The organism is Chryseobacterium sp. 14P4.3.2, assembly GCF_057799275.1.
Genome location: NZ_JBYOKO010000007.1, coordinates 144818 through 168482, shown reverse-complemented (window position 1 = coordinate 168482; position 23665 = coordinate 144818). Strand labels below are relative to the sequence as shown.

The 23665-nt window shown below is 33.9% G+C and carries 21 protein-coding genes and 1 tRNA gene; 4 read left to right on the top strand and 18 right to left on the bottom strand.

What is annotated here, in order from left to right:
• Positions 1-68 precede the first annotated feature (68 nt).
• The 6 genes from nuoD to AC27VX_RS12590 form a co-directional block, all read right to left on the bottom strand.
• Positions 69-1292 carry an NADH dehydrogenase (quinone) subunit D gene (gene nuoD / locus AC27VX_RS12615; RefSeq protein ID WP_106917368.1) on the bottom strand — a complete coding sequence of 408 codons (1224 nt, stop codon included), beginning with the start codon at positions 1290-1292 and terminating at the stop codon, positions 69-71.
• Positions 1293-1367: 75 nt separating this feature from the next.
• Positions 1368-1862 (bottom strand): NADH-quinone oxidoreductase subunit C, encoded by a 495-nt coding sequence (locus AC27VX_RS12610; protein ID WP_488695867.1) that lies wholly within the window; start codon positions 1860-1862, stop codon positions 1368-1370.
• Positions 1863-1868: 6 nt separating this feature from the next.
• Positions 1869-2429 (bottom strand): NADH-quinone oxidoreductase subunit B, encoded by a 561-nt coding sequence (locus AC27VX_RS12605; RefSeq protein ID WP_002983540.1) that lies wholly within the window; start codon positions 2427-2429, stop codon positions 1869-1871.
• Positions 2430-2510: 81 nt separating this feature from the next.
• Positions 2511-2882 carry an NADH-quinone oxidoreductase subunit A gene (locus AC27VX_RS12600; protein WP_236857408.1) on the bottom strand — a complete coding sequence of 124 codons (372 nt, stop codon included), beginning with the start codon at positions 2880-2882 and terminating at the stop codon, positions 2511-2513.
• A 121-nt stretch (positions 2883-3003) separates the two neighbouring features.
• Complete coding sequence (locus AC27VX_RS12595; RefSeq protein WP_300684979.1) at positions 3004-3180, bottom strand: hypothetical protein; 177 nt, start codon at positions 3178-3180, stop codon at positions 3004-3006.
• Between the two features lie 73 nt (positions 3181-3253).
• A complete protein-coding gene (locus AC27VX_RS12590) occupies positions 3254-4387 on the bottom strand; it encodes a GTP cyclohydrolase (RefSeq protein WP_236857410.1) in 1134 nt (377 codons plus the stop codon).
• Positions 4388-4492: 105 nt separating this feature from the next.
• On the opposite strand from AC27VX_RS12590, the gene AC27VX_RS12585 reads away from it, so the two are divergent.
• Entirely contained in the window at positions 4493-5203 is a 711-nt protein-coding gene (locus tag AC27VX_RS12585) for a zinc metallopeptidase (protein ID WP_236857411.1), read from the top strand.
• Here the strand turns inward: AC27VX_RS12585 and AC27VX_RS12580 are convergent.
• The 8 genes from AC27VX_RS12580 to rbfA form a co-directional block, all read right to left on the bottom strand.
• The gene (locus AC27VX_RS12580; protein ID WP_300684974.1) at positions 5200-5805 is read right to left on the bottom strand and encodes an IMPACT family protein; all 606 of its coding nucleotides are present in this window, start codon (positions 5803-5805) and stop codon (positions 5200-5202) included. The genes AC27VX_RS12585 and AC27VX_RS12580 overlap by 4 nt on opposite strands.
• Positions 5806-5907: 102 nt before the next feature.
• On the bottom strand, positions 5908-7968 hold the full coding sequence (locus AC27VX_RS12575; RefSeq protein ID WP_236857413.1) for a YCF48-related protein: 2061 nt from the start codon (positions 7966-7968) through the stop codon (positions 5908-5910).
• Positions 7969-8029: 61 nt separating this feature from the next.
• A complete protein-coding gene (ribD, locus tag AC27VX_RS12570) occupies positions 8030-9058 on the bottom strand; it encodes a bifunctional diaminohydroxyphosphoribosylaminopyrimidine deaminase/5-amino-6-(5-phosphoribosylamino)uracil reductase RibD (protein WP_488695861.1) in 1029 nt (342 codons plus the stop codon).
• A gap of 63 nt (positions 9059-9121) precedes the next feature.
• On the bottom strand, positions 9122-10924 hold the full coding sequence (locus AC27VX_RS12565) for a DUF349 domain-containing protein (protein WP_488695859.1): 1803 nt from the start codon (positions 10922-10924) through the stop codon (positions 9122-9124).
• 74 nt (positions 10925-10998) lie between these two features.
• Positions 10999-11736, bottom strand: coding sequence for a shikimate dehydrogenase family protein (locus AC27VX_RS12560; protein ID WP_488695857.1), 738 nt, complete (start codon positions 11734-11736; stop codon positions 10999-11001).
• 63 nt (positions 11737-11799) lie between these two features.
• Complete coding sequence (locus AC27VX_RS12555) at positions 11800-13581, bottom strand: endonuclease (protein ID WP_488695855.1); 1782 nt, start codon at positions 13579-13581, stop codon at positions 11800-11802.
• Positions 13582-13660: 79 nt separating this feature from the next.
• Positions 13661-14866 (bottom strand): ABC transporter permease, encoded by a 1206-nt coding sequence (locus tag AC27VX_RS12550; RefSeq protein WP_300684967.1) that lies wholly within the window; start codon positions 14864-14866, stop codon positions 13661-13663.
• A 3-nt stretch (positions 14867-14869) separates the two neighbouring features.
• On the bottom strand, positions 14870-15229 hold the full coding sequence (gene rbfA, locus AC27VX_RS12545; RefSeq protein WP_236857419.1) for a 30S ribosome-binding factor RbfA: 360 nt from the start codon (positions 15227-15229) through the stop codon (positions 14870-14872).
• A gap of 93 nt (positions 15230-15322) precedes the next feature.
• Here rbfA and mce point away from each other — a divergent pair, with 93 nt between their 5' ends.
• Together mce and AC27VX_RS12535 are read left to right on the top strand one after the other, a co-directional pair.
• Entirely contained in the window at positions 15323-15721 is a 399-nt protein-coding gene (gene mce, locus AC27VX_RS12540; protein ID WP_488695852.1) for a methylmalonyl-CoA epimerase, read from the top strand.
• Positions 15722-15783: 62 nt separating this feature from the next.
• Positions 15784-15857: transfer RNA gene (locus tag AC27VX_RS12535), tRNA-Ile, on the top strand.
• 368 nt (positions 15858-16225) lie between these two features.
• Here AC27VX_RS12535 and AC27VX_RS12530 read toward each other — a convergent pair.
• Genes AC27VX_RS12530 through AC27VX_RS12515 form a run of 4 tightly spaced genes read right to left on the bottom strand, consistent with a single transcriptional unit; the run spans position 16226 to position 21705 of the window.
• Positions 16226-17080 carry a thiopeptide-type bacteriocin biosynthesis protein gene (locus AC27VX_RS12530; RefSeq protein WP_236857421.1) on the bottom strand — a complete coding sequence of 285 codons (855 nt, stop codon included), beginning with the start codon at positions 17078-17080 and terminating at the stop codon, positions 16226-16228.
• Positions 17073-19301 carry a lantibiotic dehydratase family protein gene (locus AC27VX_RS12525; protein WP_236857422.1) on the bottom strand — a complete coding sequence of 743 codons (2229 nt, stop codon included), beginning with the start codon at positions 19299-19301 and terminating at the stop codon, positions 17073-17075. Before AC27VX_RS12525 ends, AC27VX_RS12530 begins: the two co-directional genes overlap by 8 nt.
• Positions 19302-21503, bottom strand: a complete 2202-nt coding sequence (locus AC27VX_RS12520) for a prolyl oligopeptidase family serine peptidase (RefSeq protein ID WP_488695849.1) — start codon at positions 21501-21503, stop codon at positions 19302-19304.
• Between the two features lie 7 nt (positions 21504-21510).
• Positions 21511-21705 carry a hypothetical protein gene (locus tag AC27VX_RS12515; protein WP_236857424.1) on the bottom strand — a complete coding sequence of 65 codons (195 nt, stop codon included), beginning with the start codon at positions 21703-21705 and terminating at the stop codon, positions 21511-21513.
• A 195-nt stretch (positions 21706-21900) separates the two neighbouring features.
• Between AC27VX_RS12515 and AC27VX_RS12510 the strand changes: the two genes are divergently transcribed.
• Positions 21901-23652, top strand: a complete 1752-nt coding sequence (locus AC27VX_RS12510; protein ID WP_236857425.1) for a helix-turn-helix domain-containing protein — start codon at positions 21901-21903, stop codon at positions 23650-23652.
• Positions 23653-23665 lie beyond the last annotated feature (13 nt).

The following is a 23665-nucleotide window of genomic DNA, read 5'->3' as shown; positions in this document are numbered from 1 at the left end:
CAAAGTATTTATTAACTATTTATATTTTCAAGTACATTGTACATCCTACATTGTACTTTTTACAATTGTTATGCGTCTAATTCTCCCGCAATAATATTCATACTACACATCGTTACAATGGCATCTGAAATTACAGAACCTGTAATCATTTCAGGGTATGCCTGATAGTAGATGAAACATGGTCTTCTGAAGTGAAGTCTGTAAGGGCTTCTTCCTCCGTCACTGACAAGATAGAAACCTAATTCTCCGTTTCCACCTTCTACAGCGTGGTACACTTCTCCTTTCGGTACATCAGTTTCTCCCATTACAATTTTGAAATGGTAGATTAGTGCTTCCATCTTCTGATATACATCCGCCTTTTCAGGAAGATAAAAATCAGGAACATCCGCGTGGAATGGTCCTTCAGGAAGGTTTTCGTAGGCTTGTTTGATAATTTTAAGAGATTCCCAGATTTCTTGTTGACGAACCATGAAACGGTCGTACGTATCTCCTGAAGTTCCTACAGGAATAATAAAGTCGAAATCTTCGTATGATGAATAGGGCTCTGCCACTCTTACATCGTAATCTACACCTGCTGCACGTAGGTTGGGACCTGTAAAGCCATAGCTTAGTGCTCTTTCGGCAGAAATAGCTCCTGTACCGATGGTTCTGTCCATAAAGATTCTGTTTCTTTCTAATAAAGTACCGAATTCTTTAAATCTTGCAGGGAATGTTTTTAAGAAATCTTGTAATAACTCATGGAATTTTGGAGTGAAGTCTCTTTCAAATCCTCCAATTCTTCCCATATTGGTGGTCATCCTTGCTCCGCAGATCTGCTCATACATATCATAAATACGCTCTCTTTCGATAAACATATAAGTAAGACCTGTAATTGCTCCTGAGTCCATTCCGGTTACCCCGTTACAGATCAGGTGGTCACCAATTCTTGCTAATTCCATTAGGATAACACGCATATAGTCTACACGCTTTGGAACTTTAACGCCAATCAGCTTCTCTACTGTCATATGCCAACCTAAGTTATTGATTGGTGCAGAACAGTAGTTCATACGGTCAGTAAGTGTAGTAATCTGAGAATAGTTTCTTCTTTCAGAAATTTTCTCAAATGCTCTGTGGATATATCCCACCGTTTGTTCAGCGTGAAGGATTCTTTCTCCGTCCATCGTTAAGATATTCTGGAAAATCCCGTGAGTAGCAGGGTGGGTAGGTCCTAAATTCAGGGTATATAGCTGCCCGTCAATCTGTTCCTTACTTTCGTACTGGTTTAGTATATTAGATAATGAGTTATCTTTCATAATTTAAATGCTTTAGGCTATAGGCTCTAGGCTTTAAGCTTACTGCTTACTGCTTATTGCTTATTGCATTATTTTTTATCTTCCGAACATGTTATCGTCTTTGTCGGTTCTGGTACCATCTTCAAGGCGATATTCTTTCAACATTGGGTGGTATCCAAGATCTTCCATATTCAAAATAGGTCTCAGATCCGGGTGTCCTTTAAATTTAATCCCATAGAAATCATACGTTTCTCTTTCCATCCAGTTAGCACCAGCATATAGCTCAACAAGAGAATCTACTTCAATGTTTTCTCTGGACATAAAGATTTTCAGACGTAATCTGAAATTGGTCATCATATTATGCAAGTGATAGACAATACCTATTTCCTTTTCCGGAAATTCAGGATAATGAATTCCACAGATATCAGTAAGGAAATTGATTTCCAATGATGAATCTTTAAGATAGTGAATGATTTTCTTAATATCTTCTTTTTTCACTTCAATGGTCAGCATTCCATAAGGTTCTGAGCTTGAAATAACAGATTCCGGAAATTCTCTGGTAATTGCTTCTAATACAAATTCGTTTGTCATTTCCGTTTAGTTGCTTATGTTGTAAGAATCTAGTAATTTCTGATATTCAGGCATATCTCTTCTTCTGATGCTTTCGCTTTCCGCAAGAGCCTGTACCTGCATTACCCCTTCAATAATTTGTTCTGGTCTTGGAGGACATCCTGGAACATATACATCTACAGGAATAATTTTATCTATTCCCTGAAGAACAGAGTAGGTATCAAAAATACCACCACTTGAAGCACAAGCCCCAACTGCTACTACCCATTTTGGCTCAGCCATCTGAGTGTACACTTCTTTCAGGACTGGTCCTAATTTCTTTGATATAGTTCCACAAACCATCAGCATGTCTGCTTGTCTTGGAGAGAAAGAGTTTCTTTCCATACCAAATCTTGAAGCATCATAGGTCGGGTTCAGGGTAGCCATAAACTCGATACCACAACAAGAGGTTGCAAATGGTAATGGCCAAAGTGAAAACTTTCTTGCCATCCCGATCACACTGCTCAGTTTTGTTGCGAAAAACCCTTCTCCTTCATAGCCTTCGGGAGCAGGTGCATCTGTTCTTATTACTGGTTTTTTATCTGACATTTTCTTTGATTTTAGATTTTGAATTATAAATTCTGAATTATTATCATTCAAAATCTATCATTCACAATTCATAATTTTACTTTATTTATCCCAATCTAACGCGCCACGTTTCCAAACATAGAAAAACGCTACGAAGAAGATCGCAACGAATGTAAGTACAGCCAGGAATCCCTCCATACCGAATTCTCTGAAGTTTACCGCATATGGATAAAAAAATACGATTTCAATATCGAATAGTACGAACAATACCGCAGTCAGGAAATATTTAATAGAAAATGGTGTTCTTGCATTTCCCTCACTAGGAACCCCACATTCCCAACTCTGGTTTTTCACAGAATCTCCTTTCTTCTGTTGTGGACCTAAGAAATGTGCACCAAGCAAAGAAACAGCGACAAATCCCACTGCTACCCCTGCCTGGATAAGGATTGGAATATAACTTTCAGGTAAATTCATTTTTGCATTATTATCTCAATTTGCAAATTTAGCGAATAAACAAGAAAGCATGAAATTTATCAGCTTAAAAGTCGGATGAAAATGGAGAAAACCGATAATTTAGAATCAATAAAAATAACATTTATTTCTTCATTTTCTTAAGCAGAGAATAGGCCATAAATGAGATATATCCAAAAAGAATACTGGCTAAAGCAATATTGATAATGGTATTCATTCTGTCATCCTGTAACTGAAAAAACAGGTTGTAAATAATAAACCCGGCAATTAAAACGGCAAAGATGATAAGTTGTGGTTTCATAGGGATAGGTAAGGGGATAGTTAGGTACGAGTGACCGTTAAATGGAGTAGCTGACAGTAAGGCAGCCACTGGGCTATTCATTATTGATCATCATAGAATATGTTCTTCTTCTTTTATGATTCACTGGATTATAATCTTGCCAAAGAAGCTGAACACTTTTGTTTTCTTCTAATTCAGGATTAGTTTCAGCGAAATTAATTCCCATACTTGTAAACCGTACAAAAATTTCCTTGAAAATAATGGCAGTTACACCACGTCTCTGATATTCAGGATGAATTCCGATAAGATAAAAGTTGGCACGGTCATTTTTCTTTCCGGCTTGTAAAAAGTGCCACCATCCAAATGGAAATAATTTTCCTTTCGATTTTTGTAAAGCTTTGGAATAAGAGGGCATTGTAATGGCAAAAGAAACCAATTGCTCATTTTCATCTACCACACAGATTACATAATTTTTGTCAATGAAAGGGAAGTATTTTTCTTTATATGTTTTTATCTGTTCTTCTGAGATTGGGGTGTAAGTAGAAAGATGCTTATAGGTTTCATCCAATAGTTTAAACATAGGTTCTACATAAGGAAGGATTTCTTCTTTTGACTTGAATCGGAGAACTTTAAGTTTGTATTTCTGAGCGATCAAGCCACTGAATTTTTCTACTTTTTCAGGAAGTATTTTAGGGAAGTTCATCTCATATTCTACCCATTCTTTTTCTTTGGTCATGCCAAGGTTTTCAAGATGTTTAGGATAATATGGATGGTTGTAGATTCCAATCATGGTCGCCAGTTTATCGAAGCCCATGGTAAGCATTCCTGCTTTATCAAGATTGGTGAATCCCATTGGTCCTTCTATCGTATTAATGCGGTGTTCTTTAGCGTAATCAATGGCTGTTTGTATTAATGCCTTGGAAACTTCAGTATCATCAATAAAGTCTATCCAGCCAAAGCGTACTTTTTTAATACCTAATTCTTTTTCTTCTTTATGATTAATAATCACAGCAATTCTTCCGGCCACCTTACTGTTTTTTACAGCTAGAAACTGTTTGGATTCTGAGTATTGCAGGGCAGGATTTTCTTTTGGGTCCCAAATTTTAATTTCGTCTTTTATAAAGGATGGGACATAGTACGGATTATTTTTGTATAAATCCATAGGAAATCTTACAAATTGCTTTAGCTGGCTGGGAGTTTTCACTTCAATAATTGAAACTGTAGACATGATTTTTGTGCGAATTAGAGAACAAATATAAATAATAATATCTTATACTTTGGCACAGTTTTTACATCATTATGGATAAAAAATGAACACAAAATCTATATAAAAATGGCGGTCTATTATATCATTATTGTTATTTCGATGCTGGTTAGCTGGTGGGTTTCATCCAGATTAAAATCAAAATTTGAATATTACTCTAAAGTGCATCTTCGAAATGGACTTTCGGGTAAAGAGGTAGCAGAGAAAATGTTGAGAGATAACGGGATTAATGATGTTCAGGTAATATCGGTTCCCGGACAGCTGACGGACCATTATAATCCGGCAGACAAAACAGTAAACCTGTCTGAAGGGGTTTATATGCAGAGAAATGCAGCAGCAGCAGCTGTAGCAGCACACGAATGCGGACACGCTGTACAACATGCGGTAGGATATTCTATGTTGAATTTGCGTTCAAAATTGGTTCCTATTGTTAATATAAGTTCTAATTTGATGCAGTTTGTCCTTATAGCGGGTATCGCAGTAATGGCAGCATCAAGAACGATTGAAAATCCTCACGGAAATACAACTGTTCTGGCGATTGGAGTGGCAATGTTTGCGATGACAACTCTCTTTGCATTTGTAACATTACCGGTAGAATATGATGCGAGTAACAGAGCGATGAAGTGGCTAAAGGATACAGGGACTGTAACTGCCGAAGAATTTGTTGGAGTTAAAGACAGTTTGACATGGGCTGCAAGAACTTATGTAGTCGCTGCATTGGGGTCTTTGGCACAGCTTCTTTACTGGGGCTCTTTGCTTCTAGGTGGAAGAAGAGATTAATCTATAAATTCAAATGAAACATATTGCATCTCGGAGAGTTTTTCCGAGATGTTTTCTTTTTGTGCAAGTTTCAGAGAAGCTGTAAGAATACAGTTTTCATTGGCGTCAAAGTTTAAAACTTTGGCATCCAATTTTGAAAGCAGTGTAAAGATTGTATTTTGCTGATTAAAGCTGAATTGAATCTCAATTTCTATTTCCAGTTCCCTTGTGATAATATGGGCATCTTCCAGAGTCATCTTTGCAGATTCCTTGTAGGCTTTTACCAATCCTGAAACCCCAAGTTTTGTTCCTCCATAATAGCGGACTACAATCACTAGAACGTTAGTGATTTCATGAGCTAATAGTTGATTATAAATTGGTAAACCAGCACTTCCGGATGGCTCTCCATCATCATTTGCACGATAATTTTCACCACTCATTCCTATTCTGAAGGCATAGCAGTGATGGGTAGCTTTTGGGTGTTCTTCTCTTACTTTTTCTAGCGAATTTTTTAATTCCCTTTCATTATTTACGGGGTACGCAAATCCTATGAATTTGCTGCCTTTTTCTTTTAAAAGAGTATTTTCTACTGGCTTTTCTATCGTTTTGTATTCGAACTGCATTTCTATATCCTTCTTTGAATGTTACAAAAATATTAATTGCATTGTAAATTCCAGCAATTTTAAAAAAATAAGCCATCTAAGTTGATGGCTTAATAATGTATTTTATTTTTTAATGATCTTTTGAGTCAACCATTTTCCATTGGATTCAAATTTCACAAAGTAAACTCCTTGTGGTAAATGTGATATATTGATGCTATTATTTTCTTTGGTAAATAGAACTATTTTTCCATTTGTATCATAAATCTGAACTTTATCTAAAATAACGTTTGTTTTAAAAAAAATGGACGAAGTTGTTGGGTTAGGATATAATAATAGTTTTGAGTCAGTGTTGTTTACAATATCATTTTCATTGGTTGCTAAAGATGCATTTGAAAAGTCAACTATATAGATATCCGAATAATTTCCTACCGCTATAATTTTGTTATTGAAATATTTGAAGGCATTAATATTGGCAAGGCTTAAATCATCGTGACTTATACCAGGAACAACAAGTTGTGAGGTAGCGCCTCCATCCGTAGTTCTGTAAAGATCATAATTAGAATCATAGTAATAGCCAAGATTTTCATTAATGAAATAAAATTTTGCGAGATTAGAATTTGTAGTTTCTACCCATGTTGCTCCAGAATTATCAGTCGTATATGTTTTTCCATAATTTGCTGATATACTAATTTTAGCAGCGCTAATTACATTTACATTATCTAAATAACCTGTTGCTTCGAAAATAGAATTCCAGGTGATTCCTCCGTCCGTAGTCTTATACAATTTTTTCGAGCCACCTGCATATCCAATCATATCGTTATAGAACTGAATGGTTTCTATTTTTCCTAGTTCAGTAAATTGAGAAGCTGTAGAAGTTGGTGATATAAAATGTATTCCATTGGGAGGGCTTACATACGGTGATGCAGTACCTAATAAAATATCTCCATTATCTTTAATCCAAAATGCAGAAGGATATATTGTTGGATTGGTCGAACCGGAACTACTCCATGTTTGACCAAAATTTGACGTTAAAGAATAACTTCCATTTCCAACAAGAATACCTTTTCCATTTTCTTTTAATTGTACACCTTTAAAAGCATTTAATGTAAATGTTGCTGCTTGATTGATCCAATTGTGACCACCGTCAGTTGTGCGGTAAACAACACTGTAGAATCCGGTAGATCCGCTTCCTATGACAGTTCCCTGATTGTCATTGGCAAAAGAAATGCTTTTTAATTCGGAAGGATAAACTCCGGGAACTAAAAAGCTCCAGTTCGTTGTATCAGTGGATTTATAAATATTTGATTCTCCTCCAACGATCATATTACCATTTAAAATACCAATCGAATTAAGACCGGAGTAAGGATAAGTATTAATTAATCTCTGATTCGTCCAGTTTTGTCCCAAATCTGAAGACTTATAAATTCTATTGTCGCCCCCCACAATATAAAGTTGGCTGGAGTAAAATTTTATATCATTTAAATTATAAGTTGCTTCGATGCTTACAGGAGACCAGTTTGCACCTTGATCATTTGTTTTAAAGAGTTTACCGTTATTTCCGACAATAAAAGCATCAGTATTATTAATAAAAAGAATTTTATTGATGCTGGTTGAACTTAGATTTGTCGCCGTCCAGTTTGCTCCCTGGTTTGTTGTTTTATAGATCTTTCCATTGGCAGCACACACAAACCCGATATTTTCATCTATAAAAAAGATATCATTGATGTTACTTTGTTCCGGTAATGAAACAAAAGAGAATGAATTTCCTGAATTTAATGTTTTGTATATGACACCTGAATTACCTCCAAGGAAACCTATAGATTCATTTACAAAATAAAAACTTCTTAAAAAAGCAGCATTTGCTGATTTGTAAACAGAAGTATTAAATCCATCTGTGGTTTTATAAATTCCGGTTTGGGTTAATACAAATCCGACATTATTATTGAGCATTTGAATATCTCTGTAAATTTCATTTCTAAAGAGTTTTTTCCAGGTTTTTCCACCATCCTTTGAAGAGGCTACAACTCCATTTTCAGACTGATCGAGCATGTACAATGTCTGATCAGGTGTAATCTCCAAATTAGTGATGGTGGAAAAAGATTTTACCGGCGTTAAAAATTTCCATTGCTGAGCTTCTAAAACTGATATAAATCCCAGTAGTAAAAGTGTAAAGTATTTATTCATATAAGGGTTAATAGTTTTTACAAATATATGAATAAGGGAAAATTGTTATGCTTTCTAAATGTTAAAAATAATTGCTGAAAAATTTAATGTCATTATTTCTAAAACTTTCAATTTTGTAAGGATTAAAATCAAACTTGGGTGCTTTTGTTCCATTTTCCAATTTTAAATTTTCATTTTTAATAACAATAGTTTCATCCCAAAGACTGCTATCTATGAATTGCTTCAACGTAAACCTACCTCCTTCAATAATAACAGACTGTATCTGTTCTTTGTATAGTACCTGCATTAATGCCGGTAGAAAATTTTCTTTTTCGATTTTAATGAATTGAATGTTTCCTTCATGTCCTTCTTTAATTGAATTTAAAACGAATGTCCGTGCTTCATTATTGTAAATATTGAAATTTTTAGGAACTTTTAAATCAAAATCAATTAAAATTCTGACAGGGTTGATACCCTCTAAATTTCTAACTGTTAAGCTTGGGTTGTCATTTAAGGCTGTTTGAGTTCCTACAAGGATTGCGTGCTCATCTGCTCTCAATTGATGCACAAATTGATTGGCCAATGTGTTAGAAATGGCTGTAGGTTTAAAATTTTTATCTAGAAACCCGTCTCCTGACTCTGCCCATTTTAAAATAATATAAGGCCTTTTCTTTTCATGATAGGTGAAAAACCGCTTATTCAGCCTGATGGATTCATCTTCTAAAATACCTGAAATAACTTCAATTCCCGCATCCTGGATAATCTTTTTTCCTTTACCATTCACCTTGTCATGAGAGTCCATTGCCCCAATTACCACTTTTTTGAATCCCAATTCTTTAATTTTTAAAGCGCATGGAGGTGTTTTTCCGTAATGGGCACATGGCTCCAGCGATACATAAATAGTAGATTCCGGGATGAGTTCTTTATTTTTAACAGAGTTGATGGCATTGATTTCTGCATGGTTTTCTCCTGCTTTGTGGTGATAACCTTCCCCAATGATCTCTCCATTGTGAACGATTACACTTCCAACAAGAGGGTTGGGGTAGGTGTTGCCCAATGCTTTCTGAGCCAGTTCAATACATCTTTTGATATATAATTCGTCGTTGTTCATATCTGTAAAAAGAAAAAGCGAAGACAAATTGCTTTGCTCCGCCTTTATTTATTTTGTTAAGATTTATTCTCCGGCAATAATGTTGTGGAGATTTTGTTTTAATGTTTCCAGATGAGCTTTTTTCTCATCAATGGTGTTGTAAGTATCCTTTAATAAAGGATTTTCTCTTGACGGTTTGGTAAAGAAGGCAAGGTTGTTTTCCAGCTTTACAATTTCGCCTTCAAGATCAGAGATTTGATTTTTGATCTTTCTTGCTTTGTCAGTAAGTTGGTTTTCAGATAAACCTTCTTCTTTCAGTTCAAGCTCATTGATCTTATTGATTTTTAATTTCTCTCTTAAAGTCTTGTTGAATTCAGTATTGATAGAGATTTTATCTCTAGGAACTTTACCAATGTTGTTCCATGCTGTTTTGATCTGCTCAATTTTTTCGATGCTTCCTTCTTCATTGGAAACAGTTTTCAGTTCATCAAGAAGGACTTTTTTATTTTTATAATTCTCTTTCCAGTTGTCTGTAGAGGTGTTGCTCTTTTCTCTGTAATTATTGAAGAATGCATTACACGCATCACGAAACTCATCCCAGATTTTATTGGTCATGCTCTTTGGAACGTGGCCAATTTTTTTCCAGTCTTCCTGCAGCTTTTTGAATAATGGAACGGAAATATCCCATTCTTCATTATTTTGGTTGTCCTGTGCGGTCTGGATCAGTTGTAATTTTTCTTCCAGGTTGGCCTGCTGAGAACCTTTCAGGGATTTATAGTAATTGTTTTTTGTGGTATTAAAAGCTCTGAGTGTTATTTTAAAATCATTCCAGTTTTGGTTTGATAATTTTCTTGGTACACTTCCGGTTTTTAAGAATTCAGAACGAAGATCTTCCACTCTTTTGATGGCATTTTGCCAATAGTTGTGGTTAGGAGTTTCTGATGGCTCAGAAAGTTTCTTAATCTCCGTGATAATCTGATTTTTCTTTTCAAGATTTGTATTCTGCTCTTTTTCTATTGAAGCGGAAAGTTCAGATTTCCTTTCGTGGATTTTATTGGAAATTTCTTTGAATTCTTCCCATGTTTTTTCACGGAACTCTTCTGCTACTGGTTCTGCCTCTTCTTTCCAAAGCTTGTGAAGATACTGAAGCTCATTTAAAGCTTTTTGAATTACCGGCTCATTTTCCAGTTCCTGAGCACGAGCAATAATGTGTTGTCTCTTCTCTAAATTGTGGCTGTATTCCTGTTCCAAAAATTCTTTATTCAGATCCAGCATCTGATAAAACTGATTCAGGTGGTGGAAATAATTGTTGTTAAGAATTTTAAATTCAGATTTGGCTACCTGTCCTGCTTTTGCCCATTCTTCTTTTATCTCACGGATGGATTTGAAAAGATTAATTCCCGGTTCAGAGTTAGTATAGAGATTTTTAAGTCTTTCAATAATGTTTTGGCGGTGTTCCAGGTTTTTTTTCTGTTCTTCCTCCTGACCTTTCTGGAAATCATCATGCTTTTCTCTGAAGATGTTGACTAGAGCGGAATATTTAGTTTGCAAAGGATGTTCATAACTGAAATTTTCAGGAGTATTTCCTCCTTCAGCATATTCATGCTTTTTATCTTCCACTTCATCATGGATGTAATGATTTGCTTTTTCCTTCAATTGGCTGAATCTTTTAAAATTCTCACCAGCGTTGGGAGTGTTGATGATTTTTTCCATTTCCTTTAAAGCATCAGCCAGAGAAATTTCCACCTCTTCATGTTCTTCCACGTGTTCTGTGTCATCATCATGAGGGGCTGCATCATGAGAAACTGTGTTTTCTGATGTCTCCTGAGATACTTCGTTAGGATTTTTATTTTCTTCGTTTTCAGAAAGATTGTTTTCTGTAATCATAGCAAATCTTTTATGTGAGTGGCGTTAATATCCTTTGTATATAGCTGTAAGGCCAATTAAAGTACTAATTTATGTTATTTTTTTTGAAAATTCCAAATTTCCCAAGCTTTTTCTGCTTGCTGTTCAAGCATATAATACCCATTGACGGTTTTTGCTCCTTTTTCCGAGGCATTGATGATAAATCGGGTATAATTGGGGTTGTATATTAAATCTATAACCAGGTGTTCCGGAGACAGTGCCTCAAAAGGAAAATCCAAACAATCATTTATATTTGGAAATGTCCCTACAGGAGTGCATTGGATAATTATTTTATGTTCCTGAACGGTCTCTACATCAAGGTTGTTAAAGTTTATTTCAGAATTTCTCGATACAATCATAGAAGGAATGTTATGTTTTTCTAAAACATATTGTACTGCTTTTGCAGCACCTCCGTTTCCTAGGATTAAAGCTTTATCATGGGAAGGTTTTTTGTGCAGAAACAACGTCTTTTCAAAACCAAAAGCATCCGTATTATAGCCCGTTTTTTTACCATCCTGAATCAGTACACAGTTGACAGCTCCTATTTTTTCGGCTTCATCACTTAATTCATCGAGATAATGAATGATTTTTTCTTTGTAGGGAATGGTTACATTGAAGCCTAACAGTTCCGGAGAAGAGAAAAGGTCTTCCACTTCATTGATTTCGTTCAGGTCAAAAATATCGTAGGAGAAGTTCTTCAGCATGAGCTTTTGAAACTTATTTTCGAAGAATTTTTTAGAAAAAGAGTAGGAAATATTGCGTCCTATCAACCCTAATTTTTTATTGGAATTCATATGATCAAAAATAAAAAAAAGACCGGATAAAACCGGTCTTTGATTTGAAATATTTTTTAATAATTAATCTACGATAAATTTAGTAGAGAAATTATCTGCTTTAAGGATATAAGTTCCTTTTACCATCCCTTTAAGGTTGATCTTGTTTGAGTTTTTGAAAGGATTTACAATTGTCTCAATTAATTTTCCTGAAAGATCATAGATATCAGCTTTCGAAATTTTGTTAAGATTTTCTCCTTTTACAAAAAGTTCGTTGTTTCTTACCGGGTTAGGGTATACTGTAAAACTTGATTTGTCTTTTTTGGCTTCAGAAGTGGCTAATGTAGCACATGTCCAGGTAAGATCATCCATAGCTACTCTGTCATTGTTCGGATTTACAATTTTAATGACTGCATCACCGCTTACTCCTACATTGATTGTTTTTGTATTTACTGTAGCGCTATAAGGAATAGTTCCTACTAAGACATCGTTTACTAAGACATTTAAGTTTGCGTTGTTTCCACCAAACTTAAGTTGAGTCGTTAATGTTAAAGTCTGAACACCTCCGGAAATCACAGAGCTTGTTAAGGTGCCTTTTTGAGTACAAACTGCCTTACCGTTGATTGTTTGGTCAGTTCTGGCTAATGTAGCAGTCCATGTTATATTATTGTTGGTCCATGTTCTGGTAGAGTATGAAGTATTTTGGCCTGAACCATCCAGCATTGTGCTAAAGTCTTCCGTTCCACAACTTCCGCTTCCAGCAGGTCCGTCAAGTGTTGTTTCTGTAGCTGTTGTACTTTGTGGAGAATAGTTTCCGTAAGCATCTTTAGCAATTACATAGAATGTATATTGTGTAAGTGGTGATAATCCGGTTACAATAGTAGAAGTTCCTGTAACAGTAGCTCTTAATGTACCATTTGCATAAATATCATAACCTGCTACTCCGGTATTGTCTGTTGAAGCAGTCCAGCTCAATGCAATAGAATTTGATGTAGGATTATTGGCAATTAAATTAGTAGGAATTGTAGGTACTTCTGTATCTACAACTGGTGTTCCCCAGATTTGAGTAACATATTCCGGGTGGTCAATAAATGGATTTCTGTTTCCCTGTACAGTATAGCTGGCGTTATTTCTGGCAATTTCAGTAGGTGATACAGGGTCTTGTAAATGCCAAGCTAATAATTGGTCTTTTTCCCATATCTGTAATCCTGGAAATGTTGTGTTTCCAAGCATACCACCTGATTGAAATGTTGAAAGTTTATCCTCATATCTTGTTACAAAGTAAAAAATCATTCTGGCGATATCCCCTTTAAATTCGTCAATAGGTTCAAATACTGTAGAGGTGTAACCCGGAGATGCACTTGCTCCTAGTTTAGAACCATTAGATGAGGTATATGTTGCAGATGCTACTTTCCCGAAAGGAAAAGCTCCTCTCATACCATTTACTTTACTATCTGTAGGTCTGATGAAATGAACGTCAGAATACATAGGATTCTGTGAACCAAACAAACTTTGAGGAACAATATGTTCTCTGTTATAGCAGGTTCCTTCAGGACCATTTTGTCCACATTGATTGGTTCCCATGTTAAAAGTATAAAAGTCGGGACCATTAGGAACTTCAGTATAAATATCAAGGACGGTGTTGTCTCCTTCGTAATAAGTGTCTCTATCTGTTGTATAATAGGCAGTCCATAAGGCTGAATAGCCAATATAGACGTTAGGAGCAAGATAAATTATTTGGCTTAATTTGGTTTTTAGTGCAGGACCAGTTAAACCAGCTGTCCCGTTATAATAATTGGCAGGAGCCTGTGCTAAAGCGTTTATTAATGCCACGTTTAGCAGGAAAAAAGATAAAATTCGTTTCATTGTTTTAAATTGGGGCGTAAAGGTACAAAAAAATGAAACTGAAGTGTATTAATTTAATGTAATATAGGATCTTAATATATTAGTTTTTAGTAATATATTCTTTGCTTATTTTTGAAAAAAACCATGAGATAGTAATTCCAAATAAGCCTGCAGTAAGAGCTACGATGAAGTAATTTTTCCCGACAATTTTTACAGGGAATGGAAGTGTTTCATTTGCTCTGAAGAACTCTGTATAAAGTTGGAAATAGCATAGTGCTGTACCAAAGATTAATCCGGTAATTACTCCGGAAACCACAATAAGAATTCCGGTGTAGAAATAGGTCATTCTCAAATGGATCAAAGGGAAGCCTAGTGAAATAAGGGATTTTGCCTGTTCTTTTTTATCAAGCTGGAGGATAATAATAGCCCCGGCAAGATTAAAGGTTGTAATAAAAATTACCAATGCAAAAATCAGATAAATAAATAGCTTTTCTGTATTAATCATTTTCCAGAAAGCAGCATTTTCTTCTTCTTTGGTTTTTATTTCAATACTTTTCCCTAAAGACGACTGTAAGTTTTGCTTTACTGAATCTGCATTTTCAGGATTTTTTAATTTAATAACAATCTGATAAGCTGATTTTTTAGGTAAACTCAGTAATTCCTCGGTAAGTTCAATAGGAGAGATAATATAATTGTCAAGTTGGTCTTTTCCGGGGAAAACTCCTGTTACGAGAATGTCTCTTTTGTTATAAATATCTTCATCCTTATTGATAATCCCGGTACCTGGTTTAGGCATAAAGATCGTTGCGTAATGATTGGAAGAATCTATAGGAATGGAAAGTCTGTTGTTCAGGCTGTTTTCCATCAATACCTCATTAGAATATCTGAAACTAGGGTAGGTGCCGTAGAATACATCCTTATTGATTGGGTTGACTTTGATATAAGCTGAATCAACACCTCTCAGGTAGGCAATATCTCCTTTTCCATTGAAATTGATATAGACCTTCTCTTCAATTACCCTTGAAAAGCTGCTGATCTCTTTATTGCCGGTCAGAACTTTATTTACTGCATCCAGATTTTTAATGGTTTTCCCGGAAGCACTATTTAAAGTCAGATCAGCATGAAGGTTAGAAATAAGGTCTTTATTCAGGTCTTCAAGCCCTGAAAATACTGAAATAATAACGAACATTGCAGCCACAGCAACCGTCATGGCACCTACCGCAAGCCACGTAATGAACGTAACTGCAGTACTGCCTTTTTTAGCCAGAAGATACCTGGATGCTATGTAAAATGCAATATTCTTCAAGATCTATAAAACAGGATTGTCGCCTTCGCCTCTTAATTCTCTTTCCAGTTTTTCAACATCATCAAGAGCGGTGTCCAGGTAAAAGTTAAGTTGTGGAATAATACGTACCTGTTTTGCCATTTTCTGGCCAAGGAAGTTTCTGTACTGAGGTTTATTTTCTTCGATTTCCTTCATTACAGCGGAACGGAATTCCTGAGGAAAAATGCTTAAATAAATTTTAGCAATCCCTAAGTCAGCCGTTACTTTTACATCTGAAACGGATACCAATACACTTTGTTTGCTGTCTGCAGCCTGTTTGCGGAAAAGTTCTGCGAAGTCTTCCTGAATGATCTGTGCTACTTTTCTTTGTCTGTTACTTTCCATAATTTATGCAAATTTAGTACTTTTGTTTGAATTGGTACTTTGAAATTCAACTACAGTATCAAATTTAAGATTTAATTATATTTATTACTACTTATGAAACTAGAACATATTGGTATTGCCGTAAAGTCTTTGGGGTTCTCAGACGAACTTTTTTCTAAATTATTGGGAAAAGAATCTTACAAAAAAGAAACTGTGGAAAGAGAAGGAGTAGTTACTTCTTTCTATGAAACTGGAGAAAGCAAAATAGAACTTTTGGAAGCCAGTAACGCAGAAAGTCCGATCTCAAAATTTATAGATAAAAAGGGTGAAGGCATCCATCATTTGGCATTTGGGGTTGAAAATATAGTGGAAGAAGTAAAAAGATTAAAAAAAGAAGGGTTTCAATTTATCTCTGAAGAACCCAAAGAAGGCGCTGATAATAAATTAGTTGTATTCCTTCATCCCAAGTCTACAAATGGAGTGCTGGTAGAACTTTGCGAAGAAAAGCGATAAAAAGTTTTGTAGTGAAAGAAATTTTACTATTTTTGCAAACACAAAATTTAACCAAGTTTTGAGGTCCTATAGCTCAGTTGGTTAGAGCACCTGACTCATAATCAGGTGGTCCCTGGTTCGAGCCCAGGTGGGACCACTTTTTAAATCAAGCACTTACAGAAATGTAGGTGCTTTTGTTTTGTAATGGGTAAAGGTACTGGTCAAATTTAAGAGTAAAGTTTTTAACATGAAAGGGATCGATCACCTGAGCAGCACAAGGAAAGCATGTTTTGGCAATATACTTCATGAACCTGCCATATCCATAATAATCTCATTTACCATCATACGAAGCCTTCTGCTGATTTAAAAAAAATGGGCAATGACAAAATCACTCTGAGTCCCGGTTATAATTGCAACAATACTTCCTTTTCTCCCTTTGGCTCTTTTGGAGATAAGAATTTTTGTAATTAAATAGGATTAATTATAAGTGCCTTTCGAGCTTTCAACCGGCTATGGTTGTATCTTTTAGGAACTTTTGAAGGCTTCGGTTTTATAATACCTTCGTAAATAATCATAAATTACCATTTCAAATAAGCGTTGATCAGATATAAAAAGTCTATTGATATTCATATGGAATATGCTTTGGAAGAAGCTTTGTAAAGGTATTTCTAAAGATTGATTTTCATGATGATGGATAATATTTTGAAATGCAGTGTTGCTTGCTTCTATATTGGCAATAATAAGATTTCTTTCTTCCAAGAACTCTTCTGATCGTATAAAATTTAAATATTGTGGTTTAAACTCCCTGTATTTTTTATCCAGTTGGCTGTTAAGTCTTTTATCTACATTGAATTCTTTTTTGAAAGCATTATTTAAATTTATGATCCATTCAAGCTTTTTCTCAATGGATGTATTGATCTTATTCAAGAGCTCATCAATATAAAAAAGATTGACCGTTATTTTTTCAACATTATTGTAGTGCAGACATTGAAGCGTAAATTCACTATTTTTATGAAATAATGTTTCTGCATCTTCCATTGTATTAGATCCATATCTTTCAACTTCTTGCTTATATCTATCGATTAGAATAGTTGAAATTTCACCACTTTCTATATACTGTTGTAAGGTTTGATTAATTTCATCAAGGGCTTTAACGTAGTGTTCTGTTTTATTTGTCCTATTTAATTTAAATCGTATTCTCAAATGTGACTTCGGATCATTATAACGAATAAAAAACCATTTTAAAATATGATTATTTTCCTGCAAATATTTAACTAATGGCTCAATGGATTCCTCTAAAATAGTATCTGCTGTTTTTATTCCTGTATAAATTTTGAAATACAGCCATTCATCTGCAATAGTAGATTTTTGTTCAGCCATTATTCTTTTTTTTATTGTAAATTGAAAAAATAAACTGGTGCATGAAATCATTATTTTCGTTGTACAGAAACTCCTCAATAATAATAGATTTTGATTTTTTAACAGTATCAATAAAAACTTTCACTAAATCATAATTTTCAAGATTAATAGTAAGTTTATTATCAGACTGTACCCATTGTATCCATTGTGGAATCAGCCTTTTATTTCTCCATGTTCTTATTTCTGATAATAATTGCTCTTTATTATCCATTTCATCATTTTTAAATACTGAAAATTGAGTAAACTCTTTTTCTGTAATTTTCCACCAGGCTTTTGAAAGAATTATATTTTTATACTCAACTCTTGGTAAAAATTGATAAATTGTTTTGAGATCTCCCCAATTAAAATTAATTGCCGGTCTTATGTTCTGTCGATGAAGATCACATAAGAAGTGATAAATAGGTAGGGGATTGGCGGAATAATTATGTGAATTTGTTAAATAAGGTTTGACTTCTTTGTTTAGCTTTTTAGAACGTAAAACAATTTTATTGTTTTTCAAAGAAATATATAAATCATCAATAGAAATTTGATTTTCTTCCGGTAAAACTGACTGAGCTAAAAAAGGAATTTCATAGGATCGCAATATAGGTCTTCTTATTACATTTCCTATTCTAGCTTCCGGAAGATGGATAATTTCTGCTGAAATATAATCTGTATTCAACTCCTGTTCTTTTTTTGCTATTATCTTGGTTAAATTTCGTACCTCTGATTTCTCTGAACAAAATCTTGCTAAAACATTAGCCGCGCTGTTTCCACCCCCTCCACTCAGAGAAAGTTTTTCCAGGTTTCTATCAGAAATAATCTCTGTTACAAAAGAAATGGTATCTGGAAGATCATCCCAATCTTCCCGAAAATTCTCAAAATCTTTATCAGATACTTCAATTTTGTATTGATGGTTTAGTAAGGCTTCCTGAACTTTTTCATTCAGAATTTGCTGAAAAGGATCTACTTCAATTCGTACATTTGATTTTTCCTGACCATCAGAATATTCAAGGTTTTCAATATAGGGATGTAGTCCTTTTGTTGCAATATCTTGTCTGTAACCAATCCCAATCTCAGTATCCAAAACATAAGCTAATGGCATTTCCTGTTTTTCGAACCTATCATAGAATGCTTGTTTAAAACTATTTAAGTGAATATCCTTGGGAGGAAAGGTGATTTTATTTAAAAAAGAAATTGCCTCTTTTAATTCTTTTTTCCAGTAAGAAGGTAGAATGAACTTCTCTTTGAAATACAGATCAGTCTGAAACAGATATTTTGGATCATATTCTGCATTGAATAATTTGATTAAGTTCTCGATATCAGAATATACCGAAACAGGATTTCCAATTTTGGTGTCTATTTCATCCAGTTTAATCTTTATAGAAGTTAAAATATCTGCTTCTTTTTTTATTCCTAATCTATTGAGTGAATCGATGATAACATCTAAGAAATCTTTTCCGGAGACTGTAGGTTCGAGCTCACTTACTAATACCTGATTGTCAATGAGTTCGTTGATGAATTCAGTAGCTTCTTCTTTTGTGATTTCTTCACTGATCAGGATACCTGAAAGCTGTTCTATTGTTTTGCCCTTACGTGTAGATTCTAATACATCCTGTAGTTCATCAGAATGGAGGACTGATGAGATAATATAATCTCTTTTTCCATGAGTATATTCATATTCAAAATACCGGATTCTATTCCTTATTTTGTAAATACTATTGTTAGGATAGAATAGTAAACGACTTTTTATCTCTGGTATTTTTACAAGATGATTTGACAGACCAACCAGGAAATGCATGTCCAGTTTAGTTTCTCGAAAAAGATGATTGCTTGAGAGATGGTCTTTTCTAGTAAAGAGATTTATGGATGAGCTAAACTTTCCGAGACCGACCTCGGTAAATAAGCCAAATGGAATGGAGCGGGTACTCATCCGACTATAATACTTTAAAAAACTATTTTTAAGCTTTTGGTTTTCTTTATTGGGAAGATCCTGATCTGACCTGATCCACTCATTTAGTTTTCTATGAAGGTAAGGAGATGCAAGATAAATAGCCTCCTGAAAAACAGGATCTGCATATATTGATTTCAGTTCATCGATAGGAATTTCATCTTTACCTGTTATTTTCTGAAATTTCTTCCGCGAAAATAATGGGGTACGAAAAACATAGTCTTCAAAAAATTGATAAGGAAAATGAGACATTTATTTTTTTGTTGCTTTTAGGGGCTGATAATCCGGGTGTCCCAATTGCCAGAGAGCAAATGCAAAGATATCAGACAGATTGGAATATCTTTGGGCTACCGGAATACTTCCGCCATGACCTCCTTCATAATCAATATTTAATAGAATAGTTTTTTTTGAATCGCTATTTGCTAATAATTTAGCTGCAAATTTGGTTGATTGCCAAGGTGCTATTCTAGGATCATTAATTCCTGCAGAGAGTAAAGTAGCAGGATATTTTTTCCCTTTTTTAATATGTTCATAAGAATCCATTTCTAGCAATCCCTTGAATTCTATCGAATCATTTGGATTACCATATTCCTTAATACTGGTTGCCTGAATACCATTATTCTCGAATCTGATAGTATTCAACACTCCTGATTCTATTATTGCTGCCTTAAATAATTCGGGTCTCTCAGTCATGGCCCTACCGATGGCTATTCCTCCCGCACTGGCCCCCCAAATCGCAATTTTTTCAGATGATGTAAATTTTTGACTGATCAGATATTCAGTACAAGCAATTAAATCTTTCCAGGTATTAGGCTTTTTATTTTTCTGTCCGTCAACATGCCATTGTGCTCCTTTTTCTCCTCCTCCTCTTACATGTGGAATGGCAACTATACCTCCCTGATTCACCCACAACAGATAACTTTTTGCAAAAAAAGGTACCGAAGATTCACCAAAAGCTCCATAGCAGTCTATAAGAGTGGGATTTTTACCATTTCTCTTACTATTTTTATTATAGATTATAGACAGTGGAACTTCTGTTCCATCATAAGATTTTATGGAAAGCTCTTCAACAATAATATTTTTGAATTCCGGAAAATCTATAAGAGGAACAAGATTTTCTTGGGTAAAAGTATTGGTTGATAAATTATATTTAAAACGTTGCTCATCATTGGCCCATCCTGAACAGTTAATCCATATATCTGAAAAACTCTCTCCCTTTGACTGCAGATCTACACTGCCGGCAACGTATGGTAATTTGATGGAGATGTCTTTTCCATCCTGATACAAGTATAATTTGGCTTCAACTCCATTTTTGGTAGTAACATAATAAATGCCATCTTTTGTAATGTTGTATTGCTTTATTACTTCATCTTTTTTTTCAGGAATTAGGACCTCGGGGTTTTTAAAATCTCTTGCTGTAATACTGGTTTTGCATAATTTATAATTGGATGAATTATATCCTGATAAAAAGTAAATATCATTTCCTGATAATCTTATTGAAAATGCCTTACTGTCTTTATCATACAATGGCTTCCAGTCTTTTTTACCCTCTAATAAATCCTTTTTTTTAATAAAAAATGTTTTTCTAAAATTTTCTGCATCTACCAATATCCCTATGTAATACTGATCTTCCGGATTGAAAGACAATATAGCAGGATATTCGGTACTGCTGATTTTTAGATCAGGATTATGAGTATTTGAAAAAACATCATTAAGCTCTTTTGGGTTTTCGCCTATTTTATACAATATAGCCTGTGTGTTTTTTCTGAAGTCTTTTGACTGCAAATCGACCACGGGATAGTAGGTATAAAAAAAGCCGTTATTGTCATCCAACCATTTAATCCCTCCAACGGTGGAAGGATTTGTATTTATAATGGTTTGATGATAAATATTTTTTTTATCCACATCCATTACAATGACCTCAGACAGTTCTTTACCTCCCTGTGTTAATGAAATTGCCACTTTGCTTGCATCCCAACTGGGACTTATAAGATTGATAATAAAGTTTGCTGCTTTGGCGTTGGCTGTAGTTTTCTTTGAGGAAATGAACTCTGATGGATCATAGAGCAAGTTTTCTTTTCCATTAAAACCATTTCTGTAATAAACTTTCGCAGTCTTTTCTCCAACATTTCTTTTTAAGTAAAAATATTTATCATTTCTTGTTACTTTTAAATCGGATATAGAATATCCTTCTCTTTTATCAAATTCTAACCTTTTATTTGAATAGTAATCCCTATTAGGTATAGAGCTGAGTACAGAAGTTGTAAAATCTGATTGAGACTTCATCCAATTGGTTACTGCAGGATCTTTTAAATTTTCTAAATTCCTGTATTCATCAATTATTTTTAATCCAAAATAGCTATCTGTAGCTGGAATGGATGGAGCATGATTATTAAATTGAGCTTTTAAGGATGTTGTTAAAAGAATAGAAATGAGAAATATTTTATACTGCATGCGAAAATTATTTAGTAATAGGTATCTTAGGTCCTCCTAATCCGTCATCAAGTGAGCTTCCATCATCACCATTTGCACAACCATCAATATTTTGTACAACATGTCCAGGACCACCTCCAAATACTTTGTGAAGATTATCAATTTTTGCGATTTGTAATTTTTCTAAAGATAGTTTCTTTTTTGCTTTTTTTTCATTTTTCATTTTAAATTTTTTTTTTAATTGTTCGCAAATAAAGTTATTTTTTCCCTTTACTTGAAAAAAAAGGCTTCATAAATTCATGAATTTATATTTTTTTTTGAGTATTTAATGTTTTGATTGTTAGTGTTTTAATATTGTTTTATTTAATTTTAGTGAGACTTTCATTTTTAAATAATATTTTTGTAAAAAATGAGGAAGATGTTTAAAACAAGGTTGCTTTTGCTGCTGGGAGTTATTTGTAATTTATTTTTTGCACAAAAAAATAATACTGAAAATATTCCAAAGAGTGTTTTAAAAAATTATACATATCAGGAACTGGAAGAAAAATTCTATGAAATTCAACCGGATGATATCAATGGTAAAAGAAATATTGCGAAATCTTATCTTGAAAAAGCCAAAGATGATCATGATGAAACTCAAATTGCCGAGGCCTATGTTATGTTGCATTTTGATGAAACTTTACCAAATGCATTAAAATATCTTGATAGTTTGCAGGTTATCACTAAAAAATCCAAAGAAATTTATTATCCGGCCAGAACCTTTTTATTAAGAGGAAATTTATATTTTAAGTTTGATAACCTCCAGGCAGCATTGAACAATTATGTATTGGGACTAAAATATGCTAAAGAGAAAGGTAATAAAAGACAAATAGCAATGGCAAACATAAGCATTGCTTATTTAAAAAATTATATTGGGAAGCATGCCGAGACAGCTAAAACTCTTAGACATTATTTATACAATGCCGATTATCTCAATGAGGATGAACACAATCTTCTTAAACTAAATTTGGCAGACTCTTATATAGAAATTAATAAAATGGATTCGGCATTTATATTAATACAGGAAGGGTTGAAAACCGCAAAAAAAAATAAAAGTGTTTATAGTTATTATCAAAATTTAGGGTTGTTAGGTTACTATAATTTTACATTAAAAAAATATAATATTGCAATTGAAGATTTGCAACAGTGTAAAAAATATTTTTTTTCAACAAGCTATAAAAGCAAGAGAAATCAAAATTACACTCTTCTAAACTTAGGAAGATCTTATGCCGGGCTACAGGAAAGTACCAAAGCAATAGAAAATTTTGCCAAAATTGATTCCATGGTACTTAAAACAAACTATGTTTTTCCTGAGCTTAGAGAGGTTTATACCTATCTTATTGATTATTATAAAGAAAAGAAAGATAGAGAGAAGCAACTTTATTATGTTGAAAGATTTTTAGAAGTGGATCATGTATTAGATACTCGGTTCAGATATATCTCAAGAGAACTTCCCCGACGTTATGATACACCTAACCTGTTACAGGAAAAGGAAGCCATTATCAAAGAGCTGAAACATCGAAAAATATTCTTTTATATTGCTGTTGGTGTTTTGATAATAGTTCTTTTATTATTAATAAACTTTTACTTTAAATACAAAAATTCTGAAAGAAAGTACAAGAAAATTGCTCAGGATTTGATCCAGTCTGTGAATGAGAATAAGATTGAAAAGGAATCTAAAATAGAGAAAGAAATAATTGCAGATGATGTATTATTACCAAAAACAGAAAATGCAACAGAGAAAACATCTAAAACTGTTTCCGAAGATATAACACAGGCTATTTTAAAAGAACTTAATATTTTTGAAAGTAAAGAGCAGTTTTTAAATAAAGGAATCACCCTTGGAACTCTTGCGAAAATGATTAAAACAAATTCTAAGTACTTATCAGAGGTAATCAATACTGATAAAGGAAAAAATTTTGCGGCCTATCTAAACGATCTTCGTATTGATTATGCGATTGGCAGATTAGCAAGAGATAGAAAGTTTCGTTCATATAAAATTCCTTTTATCGCTGAAGAACTAGGGTATAATAATGAACAAGCTTTCACTTTAGCTTTTAAAAAGAGAACTGGAACTCTTCTCTCGGTTTATTTAAGAGAAATTGAAAAGTCTGTAACATCAAATAATTAAAATTCAAAAGCTT

What these genes read in the sequence shown, in the direction of transcription:
- nuoD (WP_106917368.1), bottom strand. Translation starts at nt 1,292, where the DNA reads ATGAAAGATAACTCATTATCTAATATACTAAACCAGTACGAAAGTAAG.
- AC27VX_RS12610 (WP_488695867.1), bottom strand. Translation starts at nt 1,862, where the DNA reads ATGACAAACGAATTTGTATTAGAAGCAATTACCAGAGAATTTCCGGAA.
- AC27VX_RS12605 (WP_002983540.1), bottom strand. Translation starts at nt 2,429, where the DNA reads ATGTCAGATAAAAAACCAGTAATAAGAACAGATGCACCTGCTCCCGAA.
- AC27VX_RS12600 (WP_236857408.1), bottom strand. Translation starts at nt 2,882, where the DNA reads ATGAATTTACCTGAAAGTTATATTCCAATCCTTATCCAGGCAGGGGTA.
- AC27VX_RS12595 (WP_300684979.1), bottom strand. Translation starts at nt 3,180, where the DNA reads ATGAAACCACAACTTATCATCTTTGCCGTTTTAATTGCCGGGTTTATT.
- AC27VX_RS12590 (WP_236857410.1), bottom strand. Translation starts at nt 4,387, where the DNA reads ATGTCTACAGTTTCAATTATTGAAGTGAAAACTCCCAGCCAGCTAAAG.
- AC27VX_RS12585 (WP_236857411.1), top strand. Translation starts at nt 4,493, where the DNA reads ATGGCGGTCTATTATATCATTATTGTTATTTCGATGCTGGTTAGCTGG.
- AC27VX_RS12580 (WP_300684974.1), bottom strand. Translation starts at nt 5,805, where the DNA reads ATGCAGTTCGAATACAAAACGATAGAAAAGCCAGTAGAAAATACTCTT.
- AC27VX_RS12575 (WP_236857413.1), bottom strand. Translation starts at nt 7,968, where the DNA reads ATGAATAAATACTTTACACTTTTACTACTGGGATTTATATCAGTTTTA.
- ribD (WP_488695861.1), bottom strand. Translation starts at nt 9,058, where the DNA reads ATGAACAACGACGAATTATATATCAAAAGATGTATTGAACTGGCTCAG.
- AC27VX_RS12565 (WP_488695859.1), bottom strand. Translation starts at nt 10,924, where the DNA reads ATGATTACAGAAAACAATCTTTCTGAAAACGAAGAAAATAAAAATCCT.
- AC27VX_RS12560 (WP_488695857.1), bottom strand. Translation starts at nt 11,736, where the DNA reads ATGAATTCCAATAAAAAATTAGGGTTGATAGGACGCAATATTTCCTAC.
- AC27VX_RS12555 (WP_488695855.1), bottom strand. Translation starts at nt 13,581, where the DNA reads ATGAAACGAATTTTATCTTTTTTCCTGCTAAACGTGGCATTAATAAAC.
- rbfA (WP_236857419.1), bottom strand. Translation starts at nt 15,229, where the DNA reads ATGGAAAGTAACAGACAAAGAAAAGTAGCACAGATCATTCAGGAAGAC.
- mce (WP_488695852.1), top strand. Translation starts at nt 15,323, where the DNA reads ATGAAACTAGAACATATTGGTATTGCCGTAAAGTCTTTGGGGTTCTCA.
- AC27VX_RS12530 (WP_236857421.1), bottom strand. Translation starts at nt 17,080, where the DNA reads ATGGCTGAACAAAAATCTACTATTGCAGATGAATGGCTGTATTTCAAA.
- AC27VX_RS12525 (WP_236857422.1), bottom strand. Translation starts at nt 19,301, where the DNA reads ATGTCTCATTTTCCTTATCAATTTTTTGAAGACTATGTTTTTCGTACC.
- AC27VX_RS12520 (WP_488695849.1), bottom strand. Translation starts at nt 21,503, where the DNA reads ATGCAGTATAAAATATTTCTCATTTCTATTCTTTTAACAACATCCTTA.
- AC27VX_RS12515 (WP_236857424.1), bottom strand. Translation starts at nt 21,705, where the DNA reads ATGAAAAATGAAAAAAAAGCAAAAAAGAAACTATCTTTAGAAAAATTA.
- AC27VX_RS12510 (WP_236857425.1), top strand. Translation starts at nt 21,901, where the DNA reads ATGTTTAAAACAAGGTTGCTTTTGCTGCTGGGAGTTATTTGTAATTTA.